Raw genomic sequence first — 22,285 nt, 5'->3', positions numbered from 1 at the left:
GATCTCAATACTTGATGCAGAAAAGAAGGGCCAAGTTTCGCGGCCGGGTTTCAGTACCACCGGCAGCGGCTACGGTTACTCCGTGGGTGTGCGCGCCGCCGCCCCCAACGCCGACGTTATGCGCGTGCTGGCCAGCGGCGCCGATACCGACGTTGTGTGCATGGTTGCCTTGGTAGTCAGTGCGCATAGGTCGACCGTCGGCGTTTTTACCGCCGCCAATCTCAAGTTCTGTCCATACGCTGCCGCCAGCCGGATAACCGACGTTCACACCCGCGCCGGTATCGACTACGCGGAAACCGTGGTCGTGGTTACCTTGGGCATCAGTCCAGGCGCCGTGGACATGGTTTCCTTGCGCATCTGTCCATGCAGCGTGCAAGTGGTCGCCTACGGCCGCAGCCGACGCGGAGTGCGCATGCGAGTGGATCATCATGTCCTGATAGACGCCGAATCCACGGCCAGGATCCAGACCGCGCCCGTCGTCCCAGCCACGAGGGAACAAGCCGCGCATGTCGGGCAAATTGAACGTGGTGGAGCCGTCGCCAGCGCCGTAGTGCGTTCCAAGCCAGGCAAAGAGTTGTGCGTATGTGGTACGGGACACTGCCGCCCCGTTGCACTTCAGCCACCCCTGCGGCGCCCAGGACATGGCGAACGCCGCAACCATCCCGGTCATCGAATCGCCAACCTGCTTTTGTAGCTTGTTCAGGGCGGCGGTCGACGCCACGATCTGGCTGCTGTTGGTTGCTGGATCGTCGCTGATTGCGTTGGGCAGATTGCCCAGTCCGACGTCTTCTTTGGTGGTTGCCCGGGCGCGCAGCAGCGGATAGTCGCCGGTACGGGATGCGAGATATTTGATCAACGCACCGCCGACTGGCTCGGCGTCCCGCAAATCCACGATATTGCTGGGTGAAATGAAATCAGCGATCGGCACGCAGTAATGCCGCACGCCGGCGGCATCGGTGTAATCAGTCTGATCACCGAACACTACTTTCCAAACAGCCACCCGATCGTTCAACTGACGCTCAAGACAAACATCTAGCCAGACCTTGCCGACTGGAATGACGCCGACGACGGCTTCTGACTTGGCGATCGCCACGCGGATACCTTCAACGTAGGCCGTGCCGCCGTTGATCTGGTAACCGCTCTCCGCCTTTTCGAAAATCAGCGAGTTACTGAAAAAGAACGCACGCCCGTATAGGTTGCGATTGCTTAGACGCTCGCGCTCATCGATGCCGGCAAGGCGCACCGTAAAGTCATGCTGCCAGGTGCTGGCATCGATCTTTACGCCGGTCAGTTTCATGGCGCCGTCGAAAGCCACCAGAAAATTGCGGGTGACGTTGTTGCCGATCTGCTCCGGCGGAATGTTCCTGCGCTTCTGTTGCAGAGGCACCGACGACGCGGCGAACAAGATGCCGTCGGCGTCCTCAAGGCCGACCCAGTTAAAGTCCCAGTCGCCAACGTCAGACCCCAACTGTGCGCTGTACACCACCTGGTTCGGATTCACGAAACCCGCGTTCTTTTCCGGGATGGTGTAGACGTGAACAATCTGCGCAGCCGGTGGCTTGCCGGCAGCGCGATCGAGCGGCACGGTCGGATCAAGCCCGGGTACATTCGCAAAGATGAAGCGGCTGACGATCAGCGGCTTTTGCTGGCTTTGTTTAAGGGCGATTTGGCTTTCGCCGGCCAAGGTAATACTGGCGCTCACGGTGCGCTCCTACAGGCTGGCAACCAGCGTTTGCTGGTCGTCGTTGAAGTCGATCAGGGCGATTTGCAGCCCCACAGGGGTGATGGTGACGAAGTCGTAGCGCCGGCAGGTTCGGCCGTATTGCTGAATCAGCACGCGCAAAAGCTCGGGATTGAGCGACAGTTGAGCGTTGCTGAACTTCAGCAGCACAACGTCCCAATCGCGGTCGGGCTGGCGTTCCTCGATCTCGACGTAACCCACGCCCAGGCGCTCGAATATGCGTTTCAAACCGGCGGTGCTGCCGGCGTCCACCGAGTTGATAAACGCGTACTTCACGCGCAGGCGAAACAGCGACTCGGGTTCGCCCTTGAAGCGCGTCACGTCACGCTGCCAGGCCCACAGCTCAAGGATGCTCATGTGGCAGGTGTCGGGATCGATCTGCGAGTAGGGCCAGCGCAGCCACCCGGTGACGGTTTCCCACCACGCCTGTGCAGCCGCGACCAGTTTTGAAAGCTCGGTACCGCCCAGCCAGAACGGCAGTTTCAGTTTGTTCATTGCAGGTTCACCTTCAGCGAAGTCAGGCGCGGAATGTCCAACCCGCTGGTGATGTCGACGCCAGGTGTAAACCGCAATGAGGCGATATCGGCAAACTGCTGGTGCAATTCCTCAGCCAGTCGACTAAAGCTGAAACGCGACTGGGGGTAGGTCAGCGTCGGCTGATAATCGCGGGGCGTGCTTTCCCGAAACGCGGCGCGGATGAATAGCTCGATCTCACTTTTCAGCGTGTCGATCTGCTCGGCGCTCAGATTTGTTTGCGGCCAGAGCGTCATCGCAACACTCACGGGTACTTCGGGCATCACCATGGCCAGCAGATCATCGCCGTGGCCATGGTTGCCCTGGTCGCGAATGTGCGAATTGATTTGCTCCAGGTAAGTCGCCGCCGGCACACCTGCATCAAACAACACAAAGGCATTCGCGCTGCCCGGGCCACGCGGTGCGCCATGTTCGAAGTAAACGCCGTCCGGACGCACGCCCGGAAAGGCCGAGATCATGGCGCGATACACCGCGTCGGTGTGCCACTGATTCACGGCCGAGAACTGGTTGCGCACGCGCAAACGCAGTTGGTCGTTCGGTTCCGGATCCGCACCTGGTGACTCCAGCCAACCGTCCTTGTTCACTACCTGAACAATGCCGGGGATGGGCACCGGCAGGATGGCGTAGTAACCCGGGGCGAGATTGAAACCGCTGCCGGATTCGATCGCCTCCACCGGGACTTCCAGCTGCAGCTGGCCCGCGACGAACGTCGCCGGCGCCGTGGTAATCAATTGGTACACGTTGCCGTTGATGGCGGCCGACTGCACCACAATGCCCTTTTCCAGTTCCATCACGCCGTCCGGTAAAGCGCGGGTGAACAGCAATTTCCCTTGCGCTTTGGTGGCGCCTTTACGCTCGACATTCACCGCCCAGGCGAGCATGTCCAGCCACGCGTCCACCGCCGTTTTCACAAAGAAGTTCGGCAGCACCGTCAGGCACAGAAAGTCCAACAGCCACAACACCGGCTTGGTCACCAGCGCAGTCATCACCCGCCAGAACGGCGAATAACTGCTAGTGTTCGCCACCTTCGCGCCCTGGGCTTCAACCTCCTTTTCCCACGCCGCCTTCAAACCGGCCTCGGTGGTCGGGATGCCGGCATCGGCGATCACCTTTTTAAAATCGACCTGGCTCACAGACTTACCTCAATCGAACCGAATTTCAGGGTTTTCGCAGTGACCAGGTACACGCCTGGTTCCTGCTGGGTGATGCGTGCCGTGCCGGGCACCAGGCGCTGATCGTTCTCGACCAGCAGTTCCAGTTGCTGGATGCAGTCGCGCTGCCGCAGCCGATCGCGTTCAGCGACCAGCGTCACCAACAACCCGCTGTCGCGGATCATGTGAGCGATGTCTTGGGCGATGCAGGCGCGGTCATCGATGAGCAAAGGTTGATGCGACGGATCCAGTGCCAGGTCGTTGTCGACGATCAACAGGTCTACGTATTCGCTCATCCGCCAACCGCCATGGCGACCATGTTTTCCATCTCCAACGGGGTCATGACCTTGCCCGTGTGAATGTTCACGTTCTCCACATGCGTGCCCTTGGTCTGGCTGCTGTTGTTGTTCTGAATGCTGGTCAGCAAGCCGCCGGGCGGCACCGCCGAAGGGCGCGCCGGCGAAAGGCTGGGGATTGCCGCGTTGATGGTTTGCTGGGCTTTCTGCGCGGCGTTGACGGTGTCAGCGGCATTGGTCGCGGCATCGACGCCGGGCACTTCAGGCATGCCGCCGAAACGCGCTTCGATGTTCACGCCCGGGATGCTGTTCAGCAGCTCGATCACGCCGTTTACGGCCTTGGTGAAAATGCCGACGATGCTGTCCCATGCGGCCTTGGCCATGCCTGACCAACCGCCCATGGAGTTAAACCAGTCGGACAGCTTCTGCAGCTTGTCAGCGACGAACTGGAACGCGGCCGTGTTCATCAGGGCGGACGTCCATTCGTCCCAGTAGTGAACCGCCGCGACAATCACCGCCACCAGGGCGAGAACCCCGACCACGATCCACACCATCGGGTTGGCCAGCAGCGCCGCGTTGACCAGCCAGATCGCGCCCTGCCACAGCAGCATGGCGCCGCGTACCAGTGCTAGGCCGGCGCTGAGCGTGTAGATCACGGCCATGTAAGCCAGGATCGCCAGTTTCTGCAGGACGAAGCCGGCGACCGTGCGCAGGTTGAGCAGCTGAACAACCTTCCACACGGATAACAGGCCCAGCCAGGTCATCCGCGCAACGCCGACCACGACGGTCAACAACGACATGGCGCCGACGATGGCCATGATGGTCAGTGCGGTGATGCCGATCACCCGGGTGATGTTGGGAAACAGCTGCGACCAGCGCACCAGGGTTTTGCCGATGTCGACCATCTTGCTCATGAACGGCGTCAGTACCGGTATCAGCACCTGGCCAAACACTACCCGCATGACTTCGACCAGGGATGCCCATTGTTGCCACGGATCGACCATGGCCCGGGCCATCTGCTCGGCGTTCTCCAGTCCGCGCACCTTGTCCAGCTGCTCGATGCCGTTACGCAGTCGATCGGTGTCCTTGGCCAGCGCACCGATTACCTGGGCGCCTTCACCGCCGAAGGCCTCCATCAGTTTGGCGCCGGCTGACGCGCTGGTCAGGTCACCGAATTTTGCCTGCAGCTTGTCCAGAATCGCCATCATCGGCAGGACTTTGCCCTGTTGGTCGGTGAACTGCATGCCAAGCTTTTCCGATGCGGCACCGATGTTCTCGAAAAACGCTTTGTAGCGTCCGCCGGCGTCGCCGCCCTCCATGGTGCTGCTCAGCGTGCCAATCACCGCCATCTGTTCGGCAAGGTCGACGCCGGATGTGGTGGCGATCGCGCCGGCCTCCTTGAAGGCGTCTTTCATCGCGGCGCCGCTGGTGCGGAACAACTGCACAGCCAGCGCCGTTTGCCCGCCAAGCTTTTCCACCCATGCACCCTTCCCCATCGCATCCGCTTGGGACTTCTGCAGGTTGTAGAGCGTGCCGACGTATTCGCCCATGGTTTCGGCGTCGGACTTGGTAGCTTTCGCCAGCAAGTTGCTGGTGTTGGTGAACGTGGCGAGCTGGTTACCGGCAAGCCCCTTGATGGCGCCCTCGATCAGGTAGGCCGAGGCGACAAAATCCTTGGCGTTCTCGCCATAGCTCACCGCGAATTGCAGCGACTTGGCATTGAGTGCCGACAACGCATCCTCGGCCACGCCCAACGATCGGACGTCGCCCAGGGCGCGATTGACCTCCAGCGCCGGTTCTATGGACTCGCGAATCCCGACCACTGCTGCCGTCACGCCGGCCATGCCCAAGCCGATCGTCTTGATGTGCTTTTCGCTCTGATCCGCAAGCTCGGAAAAGCCCATTTTCACCTTGCCCAGGGGCGCGGTGACCTTGTCGGTCAGGCTCAGGATGAAAGCCAGGCTGGCGCTACGGTCTGCCAAAGTCGTTACCCGTTCAGCGCAAGGGCGATGCCGTTAGCCACGGCAAACTCCATGCGTCTCCAGTGTTCGTCCTCCAGCCACTTGGCCGTCCCCATCGCCTCGGGCGTGGGTTCGGCACCAGGAAGCCAGCGGTTCGTCAGGGCCATCAACTGGCCCAGTCCGTTTTCGCTTAGGCGCTCAGCGTGCTCGAGCGCTTTTTTACGATCACCTCAACGTTGGGTGCGTACTCCTCGAGCAGCGCGCCGGCGATCTGCATCACCATCACCGGGTTGCCCAGCAGTGGTTTCAGCACGGCTTTTTGTTCCTGCAGCACAGTGGTCATCAACAGGTTGTTGCCTGGGGCGACCTTGTTGGTTTGGGTCAGCGCGTTGAAGTACTTGGTGACGTCGGCCGGGGTCAGGTTGAAGGTGAATTCCTGTTCGCCGACTTCCAGGGTGATTTCGGTGTTGTTCTGTTGGCTCATGGGGTTGTTCTCTTGTTGAGGTTGGGAAAAGTGTTGCCCTGCTGCACCGGGGTTCGCCGGCACACGCCGAGGGCGTATTGCTGCAGTCCGAGGATCATTTGCCGGCTTAGGGCGAGCTGATCTCGGAGGGTGAAATAATCCGGTCGAGCGTCTGCAGCGAGTTCGGCGCGTCCTGCATCAGCCACGCGGGCGGTGCCGGCGGCGGCGGGCACAGATCCGGCGGTGGTACAGGTGGCGCGGACATGCAGCCGGCCAGTGCCATCGCCAACAGAGCGGCGCAGGCGCTTGTTTTCAGTGAGTACATCGGTCAATTCCTTGGTGTTTCGTTGGTCGATCGCGTCCCGCTCGGCGAGCATTTCGCCGCTGATGCGTGCCGCTTCCCGCAGGCCGCTGGCCTCCCATTGCGCGCTGTCGCGCTCGCGCCTGGCGTCGTCGCGCTGATCGGTTACCTGATCGAACGCCATCAACACCAGCAGGGCGACCAGCAATAGGAAAGGTGCCAGGCGCAACGGGGAAAGGCTCATTGCAGGCACAGCTCCATTTCAGCCAGCCGACGGTTGTGCAGGCCTTGAACGAAGCGCTTGCGGCCCTGCGCGTCGGTCACATACGCCCATACCGGTGTCTTGCCGTCCGGTGCCCAAGCCAACGCCCTGCAGCCGTCAGCAATGCGGCCGGCGTTGATCAACGCCACCGCCCGACTGGCGCAAGTGCTGGGCACACCGACGTTGTGGCCATGGCTGGTCAGCGCGTCGAAAGTGTTCTGGCTCACGTCCGGGTTGGTGATGCAGTCGGCCAGCTGCAGCTGGGTTTTGCGGATCACCAGCTGCTCCACCTCCGCGCAACGATCGGGCGTCCAGTAGTCACCGACTACCACCGGGAACGGGCTGGTGTGCCGGGTGATGCCCTTGCAGACAGTGGGCAGTCCGCTGGCCAACTTGTCGGCATAAACGGTGTTCTGGCCACGGCCTTCCCAAGTGCCCAGGAAGATCACCAACGGAGCGCTGGCCAGCGCAATCACACCGGCTTGAATCCTGCCGCGCAGGCTCATGGGAACCACACCCGCAACAGTGCCGGCACAACCATCTGCAGCACAGAAGCGACCACCGTGAGAATGGTCAGCAAGCGGCCGACCTTGGCGCCGATGTCATTCACCGCGACCGTCAGGGTCTGCTGGCCAGCGTTCAGTTCCGATAGCTGCCCGGCCATGTGTTCGAACCCCTGTTCCAACTTGGTCACGCGGGTAGGCACGGTTTCGTGGCGGTCTTCCAACTCGCTCAGCCGGTGTTCAAATACGGCGAATCTCTGCTCCAGCGTTCCGAGGCGTGCGGCGTCAGTCGTCATCAGCGTTTACTCTGCTCAAAGCCCGTCTGGCACGGGACACACCGCGTTTTACCGCCCAGTGCCTGGCGCGCCGGCGGGATCTCGTTGTCGCAGTCCTCGCAATGGGTCAGGCTTGGCCCGACCGGCACAGGCGTCAGCAGCTGGGCCTTGATCGCCTGGTCACGTTGGCGTTGCTCCAGCTCCTGGGCGCGGTCGAACCAGTCCACCATTAACGGATCCCCTCGATCTCGGTAGCGTCGAGGTACGGAACGCCGTTGATGTGAATGAAGTCCGGACTGGTGACGTCAAACGGCACCTTGTGTTTGGTCTTCTCGCCACCTTTCGGGTCGATCGACAACAGGCTGGAGATCTTCACCTTGCAGCCGAAGGCTTCCACGCGCAGTTCCTCGTCTTCGCCGGCCTTGGCGAAGAACACTGCGTCAAACGGCTTGAGCTTGCGGAAGCTGCCCGCCGATCGCGCCGCATCGATCAGCAACTGAAAGTTGGAGCTGTCCAGTTCCAGTTCGCCGGCAGCGGCCACGTCGCCCTCCACGTAGCCGTCAGGCACACCACGCGTCTGCGCCACGGCCGAGTTATCGGTGATGTCCAGGGTGCAACTCTCGACGTGCAGCGACAGATCGCCCAGGCTCACGTCGAAGTTCTTGCCGCCAATTTTTGCCATGGGGCGTTACTCCGTTTTGTCAGTGGAAAGATCCAAGGCGATGTTCGCCGTGAGGTCTTTCGGGCAGTAGAGGGGTTTGAGCTTGATGTAGGCCGCAACCTTGGTTTTGCTGAGCCATTCCAGCACCAGGTCACCGTCTTTCGGCGGCTCGATGTCACCGGGGAACACCTCGCCGTTGAACTTGATGGACTTGGCCATGGCACGCAGAGGCGCCATCAGTTGGTTGGTGTTCACCGCCATGCTGTTGGGGGTACTGTTCAAGCGGCGATCGGCTACACGGCGGATCAGCAGCGGGCGAATCAGGCGAGCGGCTTTGTCGGTGATGCGCAGGTATTCCACGACCTGAAAGTCACTGCCCGGGGTGTCCAACATGTTGCAGTCACCCCAGTACACGCCCGGGTAGTCGGGGTAGGTCTGGGTGACGGAGAACCGCGCCCGATCCAGTTCACTGCGCACAGCGGACGGCAGCGGGATCAGCTCCATATCGATAGGCACGTCGCCAAGTCCCAGCACAGGGCCGGTGGCCACGCGCATCGGACTATCAGCGATGCTGACTGCCGAATTGGCCAAGCGGCCAGCCAGCACGCCCAAGTCATTACCGTGCAGTTGCGGCACCGGTGAAACGCGCGGCGCTGCCAGACCCGCTACCAACGCTTTTTGCTCGCTCAGATACTGTGCCCAGGTCTGGTCGACGGCGATGCCGGCGGTGCTTGCCAGAAAGAAAACACGACGGCCGTAGGTGTTGTTCAGGGCGACGGCCGCTTCATTCATGGCCGATAGTTCGTCACCCTTGGCAACAGGCTTGGTGACGATTACCGCTTCCACCGACACCCCTTGTTGCTGGGTTTTCTCCAGAGCGGTGGCCCAGTCGCCTTCGGGGCCGATCGGGGCCGCCATGCAGGCCCAGCGCTGGCCACCGTTCAAACGTGCGGCGGTGATTTGGGTTTTCAGATCGCTCGCCGGGACGCCCAGGGCGGCGTCCAGATCGCTGTCGGTGTTCAGCGGAATGATCTGGCCGACGTTTTTGGCGGCGGGGCCGATGAAAAGAAAGTAACGCTCAACCTCTGTCACGGCGCCCTGGCCTAGATTGAGATTGTCGACGGTGACTTGACCGAGTGCCATGCAGTGCCTCGTTAGCGGGGTGAAGTTAGGATTTGTTGCAACACCTGGTTAATCAGCAGGTTGGTTTCGCGTTCGGTTTCGGCGCCGATGAACTGGCGTTTCGGCAAGGTGATTTCCCAGCTTTGCGCGCCGCTGCTTTCGCTACGCTGGTCGTCGAGGATCCGGATCAACAGGCCGGCTTTGGCGTAATTCACATGCTCTTGAATCCACGCCACCGACGGCCGGGTCAGCGTCTTTTTGCCCGCTTGGCGCACACGGAAGCCCAACCGGCGCAAGCGCTTGGCTTGCTTGTCGGTTGCTGCCAAACCCGGTGGGGTCTTGTTCCATCGGCGCATCTGTTGGGCAGTACGGCGCTCACTGACGCCGTTGTGCTGCTGCGCGGCGACCCATCGGGTCAGGGCGTTTTTCCAGCCCAATTCCGCTTCATCAGCGGACACCCGGGTGACCACCATCAACTTGGCCAGGCCGGCTTCCATCTTCTTTTTGCCCTTGCTGTCGCCCTTGCGTGGAGCGAAGGGCGTGCCGTCCAGGTTCTTCTGCTCACGTACTCGCTTGCGGCTCATCGTCCGCACGCGTTTGGTGACCTGGTTCAGCAAGCGGCGGCGCAATTGCGGCGGCAGGCTAAGCAACGCCAGTTGTTCGCGTACGCCCAAGCGACCGCGAATGTCGAGTTCGAACGTGCTACGCCCGGCCATCTGTGGCCACCTCGCCGCGCTCTGCAATCCACAGATCAAACGGGACAAAGGCCCAGATCTTGCCGAAGGCTTCGATCTCGCCGGCAGGGTCTTCGGCCAGATACTGCGGCTCGACAAACTCCAGCGTGATTTCCACGTCGAACAGATCGTTATCCAGAGGCTCGACAAGGAACTCCGGCGCCGGCAGTTCGTGGCGGTCACGGTTGGCGTCGTGGTTTTCCAGCCAACTGCCGACCAACGCCATCATGCGAGCCGGATTGGCGGCGAAACGCTCCAGGACAATCACGGCGCGATAGTGCATATCGGCAAAGTGCATGCCGTCGACGTCGGGTTTCCAGATCAGCGAAAGCTTTACCTGCTCCGTCCAGCTGTCGAGTTGTTCAGGCTCGACCAGGCGGCGCTCCAACAGATACGCGGTCAGTGTCTGCAGCTTGGTCATACGATTGCCGCCGTGATTCGGCCGCGCCCCTGCAGCGAGCGAACCGCCTGCTGGCTGAACTGCAGAAACGTCTCGCCGCGTTCGGGCATTTCTTTGCCGGTGTTTTCGGCGCTTTCACGGCGGCTTACCGTGGCGAACTGCGTCAGCAAGCTGGCCTTGGCTCGGCAATACACGGCGCGCTTGTACGTCGCTACGTGAAATGTGGCGTCAGGCAGCACCTTAGGGTCACCAGATTCCACGGAGGTGATGCCCACGCTCTGCCATTGGCCTTTGCGTTTGGACAAATCGCGATTGATCTCAATCATCGCGGTAGTCAGATCAGTGACCAGCATGTCTACCAGGTACTCCGCCGGCAGGCGGTAGCCCTTCTGGAACTCGGACACGGAGAGGTTCGGCCAGAAGCCGTCGTTCTCAATCGCCTGTTCCACAAAGGTGGTGGGTTTCCCGGAAAAGCTCATTGCTGGCCGCTCGAATAGGGCGGGGAGACTGTTTTTCGTGGGGCTGGCCATGAATGGCAGACACACGTCCACAGTTCCCCGCTGGGGGGGGTAGTCGGTTATTGGGCGCCGGTCACGGCGGGGGGTTGTTTGGCGATCGTCTTGCGGCACTTCGCAATGCGCGTCTCATTGCCGGCTTTCGCGTACAGCTCAGTAGAACGTTCCAGATGCTGGAGCGCGGTTTCCCACTGCTCAGCCTCCATGGCACGCATGCCGATCAACTTGTGGTACTTGCTCGGGATCTGTTCGGTCAGCTCCCACTCACCGTCGACACGCGGCAACAGATCGGACAGGTACGGCTCCGGGCTGCGCTGCGCGTTGTACTCGGCGTAAGCCCAATCGATCACGGCATCCGCGACAAAGGTCTGCACGTCGCGGCGCTTGAAGCGCTCAGGCATTTCCTGACCCTGACCGATCGCAAAGTCCGCCAGTGCCAGGCCGTCTTCGAACTGCTCGGTGTCGAACAGCCAGACCATCACCTGCACCAGAACGCGATTCGGCATCACCAGACCCGAGTCCATGTAGCGCTGAATGAAATCCTGGTACTTGGGCAACAGCTCCTCGCGCTTGAGTGCCTGACGCCCGGCGAGACCCTTGATATCGCTAAGGCGCTGCAGATCCTGATCCAGAGAGGCTTCCATCAGCAGCAGGTGCTTTTTCGCGTTGGCCGGGCTGCTCAGGGCTTCCGCCGGCGAATACGCCAACGGTGCGGCAGCTGCAGCGATTACTGCAGCGGTTCCCTGTGCCAAAGTACGGCGCTTGTGGGCAAGGGCCAGGCTCATGCGGCCAACTCGACGTTTTCAGTAAACGCGATCTTTTCCAGCTGCTCGATCACGTAGCCTTCGTTGCGGCTGTTGTAATCCTCGACGCGGGAGCGTTTCGGGTTGTCTACGGTTTGCTTACGCCAGCTGGAGTCCTGGAAGTAGATCGACAGGTTGTCCCAACTGGTGACCAGTACGCCGTTAACCGGGAAGAACGGCACGCTGAAGCTTGGCAGACCACCATAAGTGGCGATCACCTGAGCGTCCTCGATGCGCTCTTTCTCGGTGGGTGTATCACCCTGCTTGGCGTACAGCTTTGCCTTGTCAGCCGCTAACAGGTCGGTGCCGATAATGGCGATCAGGTCGCCGCCATCGCGCAGGCGTTCGTCCACCATTTGCTTGGTGTCATGCACCAGTGCGTCCAGGTTGGCGTAATCACCGCCCTGCCCCAGGATTACTTTGCCAGCTGTTTTGCCTTCCTTGAGTACCTGCTGTGGGGCTTGCTCGCGCAGTTGTTGCAGCCAGCCTTTGTTCACGTCCTGCAGCATTGGGTAAGCGGCGATATCGGTCTGCGCAGCGGCTTTCAGGCCATGGAATCCGACCATGATGCGATCCAGGGCGATCTGTTTCTGCACAGCAGCCGAGTAGCGTTGGTGGAAGTCTGGGAATTTGGCCCAGGCGTCGATTTTTGCGTACGGCAGACCCACGTCAGATTCGGTCGACGAGAGTTCGTAGGTGGTGTTGTCCAGCTCGGAAGCGTCTTTCGCTTCGCGGTCGGTGGTCTTGGTGTTGGTGCGGCCGGTGACAGGGCCAGACACACCGATAAACACCTTCTCGCCCTTGATTTCGCTTACGCCAATGACGTTGATGCGCGAAAGGAAGTCCGACTTTGCGGTGATGGCGTCGTTCAGTTCCTGGGTGATGGACGGCTCAACGCTGAACATCTTGCTGGACAGCTCGACACCATAGGTTTCGGCCATGGCAAGTTGCATGGCTGCATACATTTTGGCGCCGTAGGCGCTCAGGGAACGGGCCATGTCAGAGTACCCGCGCTTTGGTTTTGTCGGCTGCGCCGGTGGAACGCGGCAACTGACGGCCGGTGCTGGTGTTCTGCAGCGTGGTGAACTGTTGCTGCAGACTGGTCAGAGCTGCCAACACTGCTTTGTTGGAACTGCCGCCGTTGCGCTTGAATTCGCGTTCTTCTTCGGCGGTGGTGACGATCTCGTCGACTGCCGCGCTGACGTCATCGATCGGGGCTTGATCGGGTTCTGGTGCGTCTTCGGCAGCAGGTTCAATCACGGCCTGAATGCCGGCAGCGACGACCAGCAGCTGGGCCAGCAGGGCTTTCAGAGCCGTGGCGGTAGCTTCATCCATTGGGGGTTTGCTCTCGGTTGGGGTTTGCGGAGTGGTTTCGGCGGCGGTGTCGTCAATGCCGAAACGTTTGAACAGGCGGGTGAACATGCCGACAAGGCGGCCAATCTCGCCCTGCGCTTCGGTTTCGCGTAGAGGGCCGAGTTCTTGGGATGCGGCGTAGTACGCATCGCGGCTGGTGCGACTGGAGAAGTAGAGTTCCTGCGTGCCGACGCTGGCGGGTTCGTCGGTGACGGCGATACCGGTCATGTAGGCTTTGCCACGGCCCCGGAAATTCGGTTTGATCTCGATGCTGGTGAACAGCTTTTCGCCGGCGTCGTTCAGGCGCAGCAGCTTGTCGTTTGGCTTCAGTTGCGCTTCAAGGGCGACTTGGCCAGGTTCCAGATCGTCGCCCTCCTCGACCAGGCGCACAGCAAAAACCGTCCCGTGAGATCCGAACCAGCGTTCGTGCTCACACCAGATAACAGCGGTGTACAAAGTCGGCGTGTAGGTCTCGGCGATGTCGCGCAGTTCCTGGGGAAGGATCTCGCGACCATCGACGGTCGGGCCGCTGGTGGCTACACGTTTCCAGTAGGAGACAAGGGAACGGGGCATGAGTGGTGACTGCGCTCAATCGTTGAATGAGCCGCCACGATAGGGAGCCATTACCCGCCAAACAAACGGTTGAAATTCAGGGTTCTCCTATTTTCGAGAGATAGGCGGATCGCAGCATTTAACCCCGCGTTTCCGGGGTTTTCGCCGCATAGACTGCGGCCCATGAACTACCCGACCGAAGTTAAAGAAGCCGCAAAACGCCTCTACCTGCGCCGCTGTTCGGTGAAGGAAATACAGGCGCATTTAAAGCTGCCCAACATCCGAATCGTTTACTACTGGATCCGCCAAGGCGGCTGGGACGAAATGCTCACGGATGAAGAACCGTTGAGCGCGGTCAACCGGCGAATCACCCTGATCCTGGAAAAGATCGATCCGCTGACGAAAGCCGAACTGGACGAACTGGAGCGGCTGACAAGCCTGCTCGAACGGCTGAAAAAACTTGCGGCCAAGCCTGCACAGGCAGCACCGTCGGACGCCCCGGACGAGCCTCGCGAACGCCAGCCTGGTCAACGTCGTGAACGAGGTGAAGGCGGCAAGAAGCGCGAAAAGAAGGCGAAAAACGACGTCAGCGGCCTGACCGAAGTGGACTTCCTCGATAAATTCATCTCGAAGATGTACGGCTACCAGAAAGAGCTGTTCGAGGCGAAACAAAACCCGCTGACACGCCGCGTCCGGAACATCCTCAAAAGCCGTCAGGTCGGTCTGACTTACTACTTCGCCGGCGAAGCGTTCATGGACGCCGTGCTAAGCGGTGACAACCAGGTGTTTCTGTCGGCCAGCCGATCGCAGTCCGAGATCTTCCGTAGTTACATCATCCAGTTCGCCCAGCAATGGTTCGGCATCGAGCTTACGGGTAACCCCATCACCCTCAGCAACGGCGCCGAACTGCGCTTTCTCAGCACCAACAGCAGCACCGCCCAGGGCTACCACGGCCACGTCTACGTGGACGAATACTTCTGGATTCGCGACTTCGAAAAACTCAGCACCGTGGCCAGTGCTATGGGCACACACAAGAAGTGGCGCAAAACCTATTTCTCGACGCCCAGCGCCGTGTCGCACCAGGCGTACCCATTCTGGTCGGGCGATGAATTCCGCAACAGCAAACGCGGCAAGAAGGCCGGCGGTGTGTGGCCGAGCGAAGCGGCCTACACACAGGGCGCGCTGTGTCCGGACGGGCAGTGGCGCAAGACGATCACCCTGGACGATGCGATCGCCGGCGGCTGCGATCTGTTCGACCTGGAGCAGTTGCAGCTGGAGTACGACGAAGACAAATTTCAGCAGCTGTTCTACTGCAAGTTCATCGACAGCACCCAAAGCGCATTCAGCCTCAAAGATCTGGAGCGCTGCTACTCGGACCTGTCGCTGTGGGAGGACTACAACGCGGAGCTGGATCGACCGTTCGGCAACAGCCCCGTGTGGCTGGGCTACGACCCAAGCCGCACCCGCGACGACGCCACCTGTGTGGTCATCGCGCCGCCACTCGAACCCGGGGCGAAGTTCCGCATTCTGGAGAAGCACAGCTGGCGTGGCCACTCGTTCACTTACCAGGCTGCACAGGTCAAGAAGCTGACCGAGCGTTTCAACGTCCAGCACATCGGCATTGACGTCACCGGCGTGGGTTACGGCGTGTTCGATCTGGTGCGCGACTTTTACGCCAAGGCGACTCCGATTCACTACAGCCTTGAGGCGAAAAACGCCCTGGTGCTCAAAGCCCAAGACACGATCCAAGGCAGTCGCATCGAGTGGGACGCCGGCTGGACCGATATCGCACAGGCCTTCCTGACCATCAAGCGCGGCGCCACCAACAGTGGCCAGATCACCTACAGCGCATCGCGTACCGAAGCCACCGGTCACGCCGACATTGCCTGGGCGGTGATGCACGCCCTGTCCAACGAACCTTTGAACACCAACAAGCGGCGTCGCAGCCGCTACGTCACGAGTAACCAGAGCAGCCATGGCCAACCGCAAGCGCAGAAAGCAACACGTAGCCCAACCAACGCAGCAACCGATGCGCTCGTTTACGTTCGGGGAGCCGGAACAGGTGCTGTCCGGCAACATCGGCGAGTACGTGGGCGTGTTCCCCAGCGACGACGGAAAGATCTACAAACCTCCGGTGTCACGGGCTGGTCTGGCCAAGCTGCTGCGCGCCAACGCGCACCACGGCGCCATTCCAAAATTCAAACGCAACCTGCTGCTGCGTGAGTTCATCCCCTCGGCGGGCTGCAGTACAGAAACGATGGGGCGCGCCGGGCTGGATTACATGGTTTTTGGTGAAGCGTATTTCTACAACGACACCAATGCATTCGGACAGGTACTGGAGCTGCAGCACCTTCCGGCCATCAACATGCGGGTGAAGGTCGACGGCGGTTTCGTGATGTTGCTGCCCGACAACAAGGAAATGGAGTTCGAACAGCATGAGATTTCCCACGTCCTGGACTACGACGTGGAACAGAATATTTACGGGATCCCGGATTACTTGGGCGGTCTGCAGGCGCTGCTGCTCAATGAGGCGGCCACCCTCTTCCGCCGTCGGTACTACAGCAACGGCGCGCACGCCGGTTACATCTTCTACACCAACGATCCTGATCTGACCGAGGAGGACGAAGACGAGCTGCGCGCACAGATCAGTGCCAGCAAGGGCGTGGGCAACTTCCGCTCGATGTTCGTCAACATCCCCAACGGCAAAGAAAACGCGATCCAGATCATCCCCGTGGGTGACTTCCAGGCGAAAGACGAACTGGAGAAGGTGAAGAACATCACCCGAAACGACGTTATCGCCGCCTGGCGCATGAACCCAGCACTGGCCGGCATCATCCCGGAAAACACCGGTGGTTTCGGAGATATCGAAAAGATCGATCGCGTATACACCAGCAACGAGATCCGGCCGATCTGCCAGTTGTTCAACCAACTGAATGACAAGCTGCGAGAAGACAGGCGCTTTAGCTGGAAACCCGCACCTGAAGCAGTGGATACAACCACATGAAAAGCCAAGCGGAGAGAAAGCCACTACAGATTGTGGCAATATGGTGGCGATCAGCTGCCCCTGGGGAGGGACATAATGAGAGTTGTATGCAATTGCGGACACAAGGGCCGGATTGCCTCGCGGGAAGAGGTAACCAGAGCCTTTGTAAAACTGTACTGCCAGTGCCTGGACGCAAAGTGCGGGCACACATGGGTGGCGAATCTGACGTTCTCGCACACGCTCAGTCCTTCATCGCAAACATTCGAGCGGATGTTGATCGATCGCTTGCGGGAAATGCCCCGAGCGAAGCAGCGGGAGCTTTTCGAGCAGTTGGGATCGCAGGCGGTGGCATAGCTACAAACCGCCAACGCTATAGCGCCGGCGATCGGGATCATTCAAGGAATGACGGTCAGCCCTCTACTTTCTCCTTTGGGTTGATTGCCAGTATCTCGGCCACGCGACGAACCTGTTGCTGTTCAGTGCGGCTCAGCCGGCGATACAGATCGATCAGTCGACGCTCAATGTCCGTGAGTACGGTAGTTTCCGTCCCGGCGTATTCGAGGTTGATGTGATCGTTCTTCTTGCGATCCAACATGCTAACTACTCCATAAAGTGCATTGCTGAATGGACTTTATGGGGGGTGCGCAACTGCATTGGAATAAGAGATACCCCAATGACTGTGCGGGATTGTTGCGAGTTAAGACCGGTGCCGGGCGGCGTCGTCGGCCATCGCTTCAAGAAAACGACGAATCGCCTTCTGATCATCATCAGGGATCGACCTGAATTGCATGATCATCTGTTCTTCCGAGGGGCTAAAAAGTTGGCCCAATGGTGTCGCATGACGTCCCGTAAGCACGTAAGCCGCATCTACCCCCTTCTCTTCCAGGGCCGTGACGTAACGAAGGTCTAGGGAGCTGGCCCCCAGTTCGTAGTTCTTTTGCGTTCCCCTACTGACTCCAAGTAGGACTCCAAACTCTGTTTGATTTAACCCCAAGCGCTCGCGCTCTTCCCTGAGGCGTTCACCTACTCGATCCGCTATGAGCATTTTTTTAGTCACCACCATTGACTTGATCATTTTTTTGACCAAGAATCACCACAGACAAACGCAAACAAACACAAATGAACAGAGGGAACACTATGCCCGCCACCATTACGCACGAGCAAGCCCGGGCGGCTCTCGATCGAAAGGGACTAAGTATCGCGGAGTTCAGTCGCAAGCATGGGCTGAACAAAAATTTGGTCAGCGACCTTTTGAACGGTCGGATCAAAGGTCGCCGAGGGGAGGCACATCGCGCCGCCGTGTTGCTAGGCATCAAAGACGGCGTAATTGAACAGTAATCGCGGCGCTCAACAGGGAAAAGTAGAAGTTGAAAAGTCCAATCCTAGACACTCGCAAAGAAGTCATGAGCGAGATCATCCGCAGTTACGCCGGCGGACGCGAAGCCGCTGCTGCGCGCTTGGGTCTGAAGCTTAAAAAATTCGACAACCATGCCTACGAAAATGCTGGTTGCAGTCCCCTCAGCGACTTACAAGTTTTCATACTCGAGCAGGACTGTGGAACTCAGCACTTCCCCACCTACGTCGCCTCGATGTATGGGGGACTGTTCGTACCGGTGGCCGATCCTGAAACGCTCGACAATGTCGAACTCTACAAACGCTCCGTGCAGGTTTCTGCAAAGCGAGGGTGTGTTGATCAAGCAATTGCCGCCGCTCTTGAGGACGGTTCAATCAGTGATGAAGAAGCCGAATTCATCATGGACGCGCATAACCTCCACGTAGCAGCAAGGCACGCAGAAGTGCTGGCTGCCATCGCTCTCTACCGCGCAGGAAGGGCTCAATGAACAATTTGTCCGCAGTACCGGAATACCAGGATGTCCTGCAGAGCGCCGCGCTGGCGTTTCTTGAGCGTCACCACTGCGAACACCTGAGCGACGATCAGCAACTCTTCAGCCGGGCTGTTCAACACCTAGTTGCAGACTACGACGTGCAAACGCAGGTCGCTGAAAAGATCGTTCACCTGGCAGGCACCACCATGGTCGCCGTTCGCGATCGGCAACGCCTGAACGTCCAGAGCAGCACGTCGACGCACACCGTGATCGTTGATCCGGTCACCGGCCGACAATGGGCCGTACCGGTCAGCCTCATCTATGAGCGAATCATCAACGCGCCGGACCTTGGCCGCTTTCGCTTAGCCAACTCGTAACCCCCCTCACACAAACGCCTGCCCCGCACTCAGTGGGTTTGGGTGAGCTGCGCCCGAAATCGAGGTTTCAAGATGGGAAACGCCGTAATTCTGACCACCCAGCTGCCACCTGCAGAGGCCGAAGCACTTCTGGCTGCGATGCGTGAGCAGTACCGCTTGAGCCTCAACGACTACTGGTACGCGGATGAATACCGGTATGTCCCGCAAGAAAAACGGCACAGCTCGATCCTCGAAAGAACTCCGGTGATGGCCGCCCAGAAACGCCTGATGGCCGCCCTATCCCTCAGCCTCAAAGCAGTGAAGTAATCATGAAAGAAGATCTCCGCCACGACGTGTTGCAACGCCTCCAGTTCGACTTCGGATTGAAGCACCGCGTAGGCACCGATTACATGCGCGGTGGCACCTGCCCCAAGTGCAAGAAAAAGGAGTTGTATTCCCGGTTTGATACGCCATGGATGGTGATTTGTGGTCGCCCGGAAAAGTGCGGCCACACTCTTCACGTAAAGGAGCTGTACGACGATCTGTTTGAGGACTGGAGCAAGCGGGCGCCGGCTACGGACCAGCACCCCAACGCCACTGCACGGGCTTATCTGGAGTTCGCCCGAGGCTTTCGATTTGAACTGATTCAGGGTTGGTTCACGCAGGAAAGCTTCTACTCGCCTGACCACAACGCCGGCAGCGCCACAGTGCGTTTCGCCCTGGAAAAAGGCGGCTGGTGGGAACGACTGATCGATCAGCCGCATCGTTTCGGCAAGATGAAGGCGCGCTTTAAATCTAAGGACAGCTATCGAGGCATCTGGTGGTGCCCCCCTTGCGTCGACCTGCTCGAGGTCAAGGAAATCTGGATTGTCGAAGGGATCTTTGACGCCATCGCTTTGGTGCACAACGACATCGCGGCCGTATCGGCCATGTCGTCCAACGCGTTCCCCGGTGACTCGCTCAAGGCACTGATCAAAACCCGAGAGGGCGGCGAACTACCCAAGTTGGTATGGGCGCTGGACAACGAACCGAGCGCCAACGCCTACACCCGGCGCTGGGTCCGCGAAGCCCGTGCCCTGGGTTTCGTCTGCGAGTCAGCACAGATCCCGCAACGTGACGGCCGCAAGTCTGATTGGAACGATCTGCACCAGCGCTGGAATTTTATTCAGGACGAAACCAAGCGCGCCGAACAGATAGCAACGGACCTCAAACAAGCCCGGCACCAGGGCGCCCTGCTGCTGGCAGAAAGCGCAGCGGAAAAAGCCCTGCTCATGTATGACTGGAACAAGCGCGGGGAATTTCACCTGGGTTTTGGCAGCCGTCTGTACTGGTTCAAGCTGGACATGGAGAAATTCAACCGGGCCATGTCCGACATCGAGGACAGCGAGAACCACGACGACCAACTGCTCAACCAGGCGCAACAGCGCGAGAAGGCACTGCAACAGTCCGGTAGCGTCGTAGAGATTGCCAACTGCTACCCGCAAGCCTTGTACTTTCAGCGCAACGAAGTCACCGACGAGTCCTGGTATTACCTACGCGTGGACTTCCCCCACGACTCCGAAAGCGTGAAAAACACTTTCACCAGTGGCCAGCTTTCCGCCGCTAGTGAATTCAAAAAACGCCTGCTCGGCATGGCCGCCGGCGCCATGTTCACGGGCAGCGGTCAGCAGCTCGACAAGCTGATGAAGGACCAGTTGTTCGGCATCAAAACCGTGTCGACCATCGACTACGTGGGTTACAGCAAGGAATACGCCTGCTACGTCTACGGCGATATCGCAATCAAGGACGGCACCACTTACAAGGTCAACAGCGAAGACTATTTCGAGTTCGGCAAGCTGCGCCTGAAAACCCTGCAGAAAGGCGTCCCCATCAAACTGCAGCGTGACGGCAAAGACTTCAACGAGCAGTGGGTGCGGTTGCTGTGGACCTGCTTCGGCGCCCAGGGCTTCGTCGCGCTGGTGTTCTTTTTCGGCTCGTTGTTCTGCGAACAGATCCGCGCGCGTTACCAGTCCTTCCCGTTTCTGGAAGCCACGGGTGAAGCCGGTGCCGGCAAAACCACCCTTCTCAACCTGCTGTGGAAACTGCTCGGACGCGAAGGCTATGAAGGCTTCGACCCGATGAAATCGACCAAGGCCGGACGCTCGCGCCTGATGGGCCAAGTCTCAGGTATGCCGGTGGTGTTTCTGGAAGCCGATCGCCACAGCGACGATCGGGCACACGCGAAAACCTTCGAATGGGACGAGCTGAAAGACTTCTACGGCGGCGGCACGCTGGCCACCAAAGGCGTCAAGACGGCGGGCAACGAGACGTACGAACCGCCCTTTCGGGGAACGATCGCCATCAGCCAGAACGCGGCGGTGATTGCCCACGAAGCGATCATGACGCGCATCGTCAAACTGCACTTCGTACGCCCGACAGTGACCCCGGAGAGCCGTGCGGCCGCTGATCAGTTGAACGCACTGGACGGCGGCGTCCTCAGTCATTTTCTGTTGAAAGCGGTGGGTAAAGAATCCGCTGTGCTGGATCTGTTCGCCCAGCGCATGCCCGAACACGAAGCCAAACTGCGCCGCCTGCACACCCACTGTTTTGCTTGCAACACGGCCTATGTCAGCGACCAGGGCAACTGCAGCAGTTGCGGTTATGACCTGCGCGGCTACATCCGCGTAGAGCGGATCAGCAAGAACCACGCACAACTGCTCTCGCTGCTGGAAGCGCTGCGCCTAGTGCTGAAATTGAGTGATCCGCAAGTCGCCGCCACGCAACGGCAAATCGTCCGTATGGCGATCGAGCGCCAGGCCTCGATCAGTTCTGACCACCCGGCCGTCGCCGAATTCTGGGAGGTCTACGACTACCTCGAATCCTTGAGTGAGGACCCCGTGGTCGACCACAGCAGTGACCCAGCGGTGATCGCCATCAACCTCAACGAATTCTGCGAGCGCGCCGCCGAACACAAACAGAAGCTGGCCGACGTGGCCACGTTGCGCGACCTGCTCAAAGAATCGCGATCGCGCAAATTTCTCGACAGCAACAAGGCCGTGCACAGCGCCGTACGCGCTGCCTTCAACCACCGCAACCACGTTTCACAACCCCGGCCGACCACGGTCAAGTGCTGGACATTCAAGGCGTAAAGGAGAGCAAGACCGATGCAGATTCAAGTGTTTATGGGCAATGCCGGCGACGGCAATACGAGCAAGCTGCAGTGGGTACAAAGCCGCCTGGAATTCACCGGACAAAGCGCGCCGATCATTCAGGCCGGTGCTTACGGAGAGGATGGTTTGCTGCAGATTCTGGAAGTGCGAGCAGCCGCTGGCCAGCGCGAAATCCTCGTGGACGACTGCAGCAGGCAACAGATCTTGCGGGTACTGGAATGGCAATCATGTGTTGAGCATGAGCCGGATTTTGACGGCCTGGTGATCCACCTGGCACGAAAGGACTGATCTTAAAAACAGTGCCGAGGAGTTGCAGCTCCTCGACACCCGACCACTTACGAGGA

General features: G+C 59.7%; 30 protein-coding genes. 9 read left to right on the top strand and 21 right to left on the bottom strand.

What is annotated here, in order from left to right:
• Positions 1-4 precede the first annotated feature (4 nt).
• The 19 genes from GTU76_RS24920 to GTU76_RS24830 form a co-directional block, all read right to left on the bottom strand.
• Positions 5-1,702, bottom strand: coding sequence for a phage tail-collar fiber domain-containing protein (locus GTU76_RS24920; RefSeq protein ID WP_071173499.1), 1,698 nt, complete (start codon positions 1,700-1,702; stop codon positions 5-7).
• A 9-nt stretch (positions 1,703-1,711) separates the two neighbouring features.
• On the bottom strand, positions 1,712-2,236 hold the full coding sequence (locus tag GTU76_RS24915; RefSeq protein ID WP_122698986.1) for a phage tail protein: 525 nt from the start codon (positions 2,234-2,236) through the stop codon (positions 1,712-1,714).
• Positions 2,233-3,408, bottom strand: coding sequence for a baseplate J/gp47 family protein (locus GTU76_RS24910; protein WP_180699831.1), 1,176 nt, complete (start codon positions 3,406-3,408; stop codon positions 2,233-2,235). The genes GTU76_RS24915 and GTU76_RS24910 overlap by 4 nt, the downstream gene beginning before the upstream one ends.
• Positions 3,405-3,722 carry a DUF2590 family protein gene (locus GTU76_RS24905; RefSeq protein WP_180699830.1) on the bottom strand — a complete coding sequence of 106 codons (318 nt, stop codon included), beginning with the start codon at positions 3,720-3,722 and terminating at the stop codon, positions 3,405-3,407. Before GTU76_RS24905 ends, GTU76_RS24910 begins: the two co-directional genes overlap by 4 nt.
• A complete protein-coding gene (locus tag GTU76_RS24900; protein WP_180699829.1) occupies positions 3,719-5,704 on the bottom strand; it encodes a phage tail tape measure protein in 1,986 nt (661 codons plus the stop codon). The genes GTU76_RS24905 and GTU76_RS24900 overlap by 4 nt, the downstream gene beginning before the upstream one ends.
• Before the next feature lie 5 nt (positions 5,705-5,709).
• Complete coding sequence (locus GTU76_RS24895) at positions 5,710-5,850, bottom strand: DUF6890 family protein (RefSeq protein WP_039013052.1); 141 nt, start codon at positions 5,848-5,850, stop codon at positions 5,710-5,712.
• Between the two features lie 23 nt (positions 5,851-5,873).
• The gene (locus GTU76_RS24890; protein ID WP_180699828.1) at positions 5,874-6,167 is read right to left on the bottom strand and encodes a putative phage tail assembly chaperone; all 294 of its coding nucleotides are present in this window, start codon (positions 6,165-6,167) and stop codon (positions 5,874-5,876) included.
• Positions 6,164-6,691 (bottom strand): lysis system i-spanin subunit Rz, encoded by a 528-nt coding sequence (locus GTU76_RS24885; RefSeq protein WP_180699827.1) that lies wholly within the window; start codon positions 6,689-6,691, stop codon positions 6,164-6,166. Before GTU76_RS24885 ends, GTU76_RS24890 begins: the two co-directional genes overlap by 4 nt.
• Positions 6,688-7,215 carry a lysozyme gene (locus GTU76_RS24880; RefSeq protein ID WP_180699826.1) on the bottom strand — a complete coding sequence of 176 codons (528 nt, stop codon included), beginning with the start codon at positions 7,213-7,215 and terminating at the stop codon, positions 6,688-6,690. Before GTU76_RS24880 ends, GTU76_RS24885 begins: the two co-directional genes overlap by 4 nt.
• Positions 7,212-7,508 (bottom strand): hypothetical protein, encoded by a 297-nt coding sequence (locus GTU76_RS24875; RefSeq protein ID WP_039756531.1) that lies wholly within the window; start codon positions 7,506-7,508, stop codon positions 7,212-7,214. The genes GTU76_RS24880 and GTU76_RS24875 overlap by 4 nt, the downstream gene beginning before the upstream one ends.
• Positions 7,508-7,717: a TraR/DksA family transcriptional regulator gene (locus tag GTU76_RS24870; RefSeq protein ID WP_039756528.1), complete on the bottom strand. Its 210-nt coding sequence runs from the start codon at positions 7,715-7,717 to the stop codon at positions 7,508-7,510. The genes GTU76_RS24875 and GTU76_RS24870 overlap by 1 nt, the downstream gene beginning before the upstream one ends.
• Positions 7,717-8,169, bottom strand: a complete 453-nt coding sequence (locus GTU76_RS24865) for a phage protein (RefSeq protein WP_039756525.1) — start codon at positions 8,167-8,169, stop codon at positions 7,717-7,719. The genes GTU76_RS24870 and GTU76_RS24865 overlap by 1 nt, the downstream gene beginning before the upstream one ends.
• A gap of 6 nt (positions 8,170-8,175) precedes the next feature.
• Complete coding sequence (locus GTU76_RS24860; RefSeq protein ID WP_180699825.1) at positions 8,176-9,291, bottom strand: DUF2586 domain-containing protein; 1,116 nt, start codon at positions 9,289-9,291, stop codon at positions 8,176-8,178.
• 11 nt (positions 9,292-9,302) lie between these two features.
• Complete coding sequence (locus GTU76_RS24855; protein ID WP_180699824.1) at positions 9,303-9,986, bottom strand: phage virion morphogenesis family protein; 684 nt, start codon at positions 9,984-9,986, stop codon at positions 9,303-9,305.
• On the bottom strand, positions 9,973-10,425 hold the full coding sequence (locus GTU76_RS24850; protein ID WP_180699823.1) for a phage tail protein: 453 nt from the start codon (positions 10,423-10,425) through the stop codon (positions 9,973-9,975). Before GTU76_RS24850 ends, GTU76_RS24855 begins: the two co-directional genes overlap by 14 nt.
• Complete coding sequence (locus tag GTU76_RS24845) at positions 10,422-10,883, bottom strand: head completion/stabilization protein (protein WP_180699822.1); 462 nt, start codon at positions 10,881-10,883, stop codon at positions 10,422-10,424. Before GTU76_RS24845 ends, GTU76_RS24850 begins: the two co-directional genes overlap by 4 nt.
• A gap of 98 nt (positions 10,884-10,981) precedes the next feature.
• Positions 10,982-11,704: a phage terminase small subunit gene (gene gpM, locus GTU76_RS24840; protein ID WP_180699821.1), complete on the bottom strand. Its 723-nt coding sequence runs from the start codon at positions 11,702-11,704 to the stop codon at positions 10,982-10,984.
• Positions 11,701-12,720, bottom strand: coding sequence for a phage major capsid protein, P2 family (locus GTU76_RS24835; protein ID WP_064392744.1), 1,020 nt, complete (start codon positions 12,718-12,720; stop codon positions 11,701-11,703). The genes gpM and GTU76_RS24835 overlap by 4 nt, the downstream gene beginning before the upstream one ends.
• Before the next feature lies 1 nt (position 12,721).
• Positions 12,722-13,648 carry a GPO family capsid scaffolding protein gene (locus tag GTU76_RS24830; protein WP_123462036.1) on the bottom strand — a complete coding sequence of 309 codons (927 nt, stop codon included), beginning with the start codon at positions 13,646-13,648 and terminating at the stop codon, positions 12,722-12,724.
• Between the two features lie 162 nt (positions 13,649-13,810).
• On the opposite strand from GTU76_RS24830, the gene GTU76_RS24825 reads away from it, so the two are divergent.
• From GTU76_RS24825 to GTU76_RS24815, 3 genes are all read left to right on the top strand, one after another.
• The gene (locus tag GTU76_RS24825) at positions 13,811-15,850 is read left to right on the top strand and encodes a terminase large subunit domain-containing protein (protein ID WP_180699820.1); all 2,040 of its coding nucleotides are present in this window, start codon (positions 13,811-13,813) and stop codon (positions 15,848-15,850) included.
• Positions 15,762-16,631, top strand: coding sequence for a phage portal protein (locus GTU76_RS24820; RefSeq protein ID WP_180699844.1), 870 nt, complete (start codon positions 15,762-15,764; stop codon positions 16,629-16,631). The genes GTU76_RS24825 and GTU76_RS24820 overlap by 89 nt, the downstream gene beginning before the upstream one ends.
• Before the next feature lie 75 nt (positions 16,632-16,706).
• On the top strand, positions 16,707-16,964 hold the full coding sequence (locus tag GTU76_RS24815; RefSeq protein WP_064392752.1) for an ogr/Delta-like zinc finger family protein: 258 nt from the start codon (positions 16,707-16,709) through the stop codon (positions 16,962-16,964).
• A gap of 55 nt (positions 16,965-17,019) precedes the next feature.
• On the opposite strand, the gene GTU76_RS24810 is transcribed toward GTU76_RS24815, so the two are convergent.
• Together GTU76_RS24810 and GTU76_RS24805 are read right to left on the bottom strand one after the other, a co-directional pair.
• Positions 17,020-17,205 carry a hypothetical protein gene (locus GTU76_RS24810; RefSeq protein ID WP_180699819.1) on the bottom strand — a complete coding sequence of 62 codons (186 nt, stop codon included), beginning with the start codon at positions 17,203-17,205 and terminating at the stop codon, positions 17,020-17,022.
• A gap of 102 nt (positions 17,206-17,307) precedes the next feature.
• Positions 17,308-17,655 (bottom strand): helix-turn-helix domain-containing protein, encoded by a 348-nt coding sequence (locus tag GTU76_RS24805; protein ID WP_177409285.1) that lies wholly within the window; start codon positions 17,653-17,655, stop codon positions 17,308-17,310.
• 92 nt (positions 17,656-17,747) lie between these two features.
• On the opposite strand from GTU76_RS24805, the gene GTU76_RS24800 reads away from it, so the two are divergent.
• From GTU76_RS24800 to GTU76_RS24775, 6 genes are all read left to right on the top strand, one after another.
• Positions 17,748-17,948 carry a DNA-binding protein gene (locus tag GTU76_RS24800; RefSeq protein ID WP_095050509.1) on the top strand — a complete coding sequence of 67 codons (201 nt, stop codon included), beginning with the start codon at positions 17,748-17,750 and terminating at the stop codon, positions 17,946-17,948.
• Between the two features lie 29 nt (positions 17,949-17,977).
• On the top strand, positions 17,978-18,451 hold the full coding sequence (locus GTU76_RS24795; protein WP_180699818.1) for a YmfL family putative regulatory protein: 474 nt from the start codon (positions 17,978-17,980) through the stop codon (positions 18,449-18,451).
• On the top strand, positions 18,448-18,813 hold the full coding sequence (locus GTU76_RS24790; RefSeq protein WP_180699817.1) for a hypothetical protein: 366 nt from the start codon (positions 18,448-18,450) through the stop codon (positions 18,811-18,813). The genes GTU76_RS24795 and GTU76_RS24790 overlap by 4 nt, the downstream gene beginning before the upstream one ends.
• Before the next feature lie 72 nt (positions 18,814-18,885).
• The gene (locus GTU76_RS24785) at positions 18,886-19,119 is read left to right on the top strand and encodes a hypothetical protein (protein ID WP_064392761.1); all 234 of its coding nucleotides are present in this window, start codon (positions 18,886-18,888) and stop codon (positions 19,117-19,119) included.
• 2 nt (positions 19,120-19,121) lie between these two features.
• Complete coding sequence (locus GTU76_RS24780; RefSeq protein ID WP_180699816.1) at positions 19,122-21,920, top strand: toprim domain-containing protein; 2,799 nt, start codon at positions 19,122-19,124, stop codon at positions 21,918-21,920.
• 15 nt (positions 21,921-21,935) lie between these two features.
• A complete protein-coding gene (locus GTU76_RS24775; RefSeq protein WP_169840873.1) occupies positions 21,936-22,229 on the top strand; it encodes a hypothetical protein in 294 nt (97 codons plus the stop codon).
• Positions 22,230-22,285: the final 56 nt, after the last annotated feature.

It is taken from the genome of Pseudomonas crudilactis (genome assembly GCF_013433315.1).
In the GTDB taxonomy this organism is placed as follows: Bacteria; Pseudomonadota; Gammaproteobacteria; order Pseudomonadales; family Pseudomonadaceae; genus Aquipseudomonas; species Aquipseudomonas crudilactis.
This window is presented reverse-complemented; position numbering and strand designations above follow the sequence as displayed.

Coding starts and splice junctions, on each gene's coding strand:
- GTU76_RS24895 (WP_039013052.1), bottom strand. CDS start 5,850: ATGGCCCTGACGAACCGCTGGCTTCCTGGTGCCGAACCCACGCCCGAG.
- GTU76_RS24860 (WP_180699825.1), bottom strand. CDS start 9,291: ATGGCACTCGGTCAAGTCACCGTCGACAATCTCAATCTAGGCCAGGGC.
- GTU76_RS24885 (WP_180699827.1), bottom strand. CDS start 6,691: ATGAGCCTTTCCCCGTTGCGCCTGGCACCTTTCCTATTGCTGGTCGCC.
- GTU76_RS24870 (WP_039756528.1), bottom strand. CDS start 7,717: ATGGTGGACTGGTTCGACCGCGCCCAGGAGCTGGAGCAACGCCAACGT.
- GTU76_RS24875 (WP_039756531.1), bottom strand. CDS start 7,508: ATGACGACTGACGCCGCACGCCTCGGAACGCTGGAGCAGAGATTCGCC.
- GTU76_RS24790 (WP_180699817.1), top strand. CDS start 18,448: ATGAACAATTTGTCCGCAGTACCGGAATACCAGGATGTCCTGCAGAGC.
- GTU76_RS24805 (WP_177409285.1), bottom strand. CDS start 17,655: ATGCTCATAGCGGATCGAGTAGGTGAACGCCTCAGGGAAGAGCGCGAG.
- gpM (WP_180699821.1), bottom strand. CDS start 11,704: ATGAGCCTGGCCCTTGCCCACAAGCGCCGTACTTTGGCACAGGGAACC.
- GTU76_RS24905 (WP_180699830.1), bottom strand. CDS start 3,722: ATGAGCGAATACGTAGACCTGTTGATCGTCGACAACGACCTGGCACTG.
- GTU76_RS24855 (WP_180699824.1), bottom strand. CDS start 9,986: ATGGCCGGGCGTAGCACGTTCGAACTCGACATTCGCGGTCGCTTGGGC.
- GTU76_RS24785 (WP_064392761.1), top strand. CDS start 18,886: ATGGGAAACGCCGTAATTCTGACCACCCAGCTGCCACCTGCAGAGGCC.
- GTU76_RS24825 (WP_180699820.1), top strand. CDS start 13,811: ATGAACTACCCGACCGAAGTTAAAGAAGCCGCAAAACGCCTCTACCTG.
- GTU76_RS24815 (WP_064392752.1), top strand. CDS start 16,707: ATGAGAGTTGTATGCAATTGCGGACACAAGGGCCGGATTGCCTCGCGG.
- GTU76_RS24775 (WP_169840873.1), top strand. CDS start 21,936: ATGCAGATTCAAGTGTTTATGGGCAATGCCGGCGACGGCAATACGAGC.
- GTU76_RS24780 (WP_180699816.1), top strand. CDS start 19,122: ATGAAAGAAGATCTCCGCCACGACGTGTTGCAACGCCTCCAGTTCGAC.
- GTU76_RS24915 (WP_122698986.1), bottom strand. CDS start 2,236: ATGAACAAACTGAAACTGCCGTTCTGGCTGGGCGGTACCGAGCTTTCA.
- GTU76_RS24850 (WP_180699823.1), bottom strand. CDS start 10,425: ATGACCAAGCTGCAGACACTGACCGCGTATCTGTTGGAGCGCCGCCTG.
- GTU76_RS24830 (WP_123462036.1), bottom strand. CDS start 13,648: ATGCCCCGTTCCCTTGTCTCCTACTGGAAACGTGTAGCCACCAGCGGC.
- GTU76_RS24845 (WP_180699822.1), bottom strand. CDS start 10,883: ATGAGCTTTTCCGGGAAACCCACCACCTTTGTGGAACAGGCGATTGAG.
- GTU76_RS24890 (WP_180699828.1), bottom strand. CDS start 6,167: ATGAGCCAACAGAACAACACCGAAATCACCCTGGAAGTCGGCGAACAG.
- GTU76_RS24880 (WP_180699826.1), bottom strand. CDS start 7,215: ATGAGCCTGCGCGGCAGGATTCAAGCCGGTGTGATTGCGCTGGCCAGC.
- GTU76_RS24865 (WP_039756525.1), bottom strand. CDS start 8,169: ATGGCAAAAATTGGCGGCAAGAACTTCGACGTGAGCCTGGGCGATCTG.
- GTU76_RS24810 (WP_180699819.1), bottom strand. CDS start 17,205: ATGTTGGATCGCAAGAAGAACGATCACATCAACCTCGAATACGCCGGG.
- GTU76_RS24800 (WP_095050509.1), top strand. CDS start 17,748: ATGCCCGCCACCATTACGCACGAGCAAGCCCGGGCGGCTCTCGATCGA.
- GTU76_RS24835 (WP_064392744.1), bottom strand. CDS start 12,720: ATGGCCCGTTCCCTGAGCGCCTACGGCGCCAAAATGTATGCAGCCATG.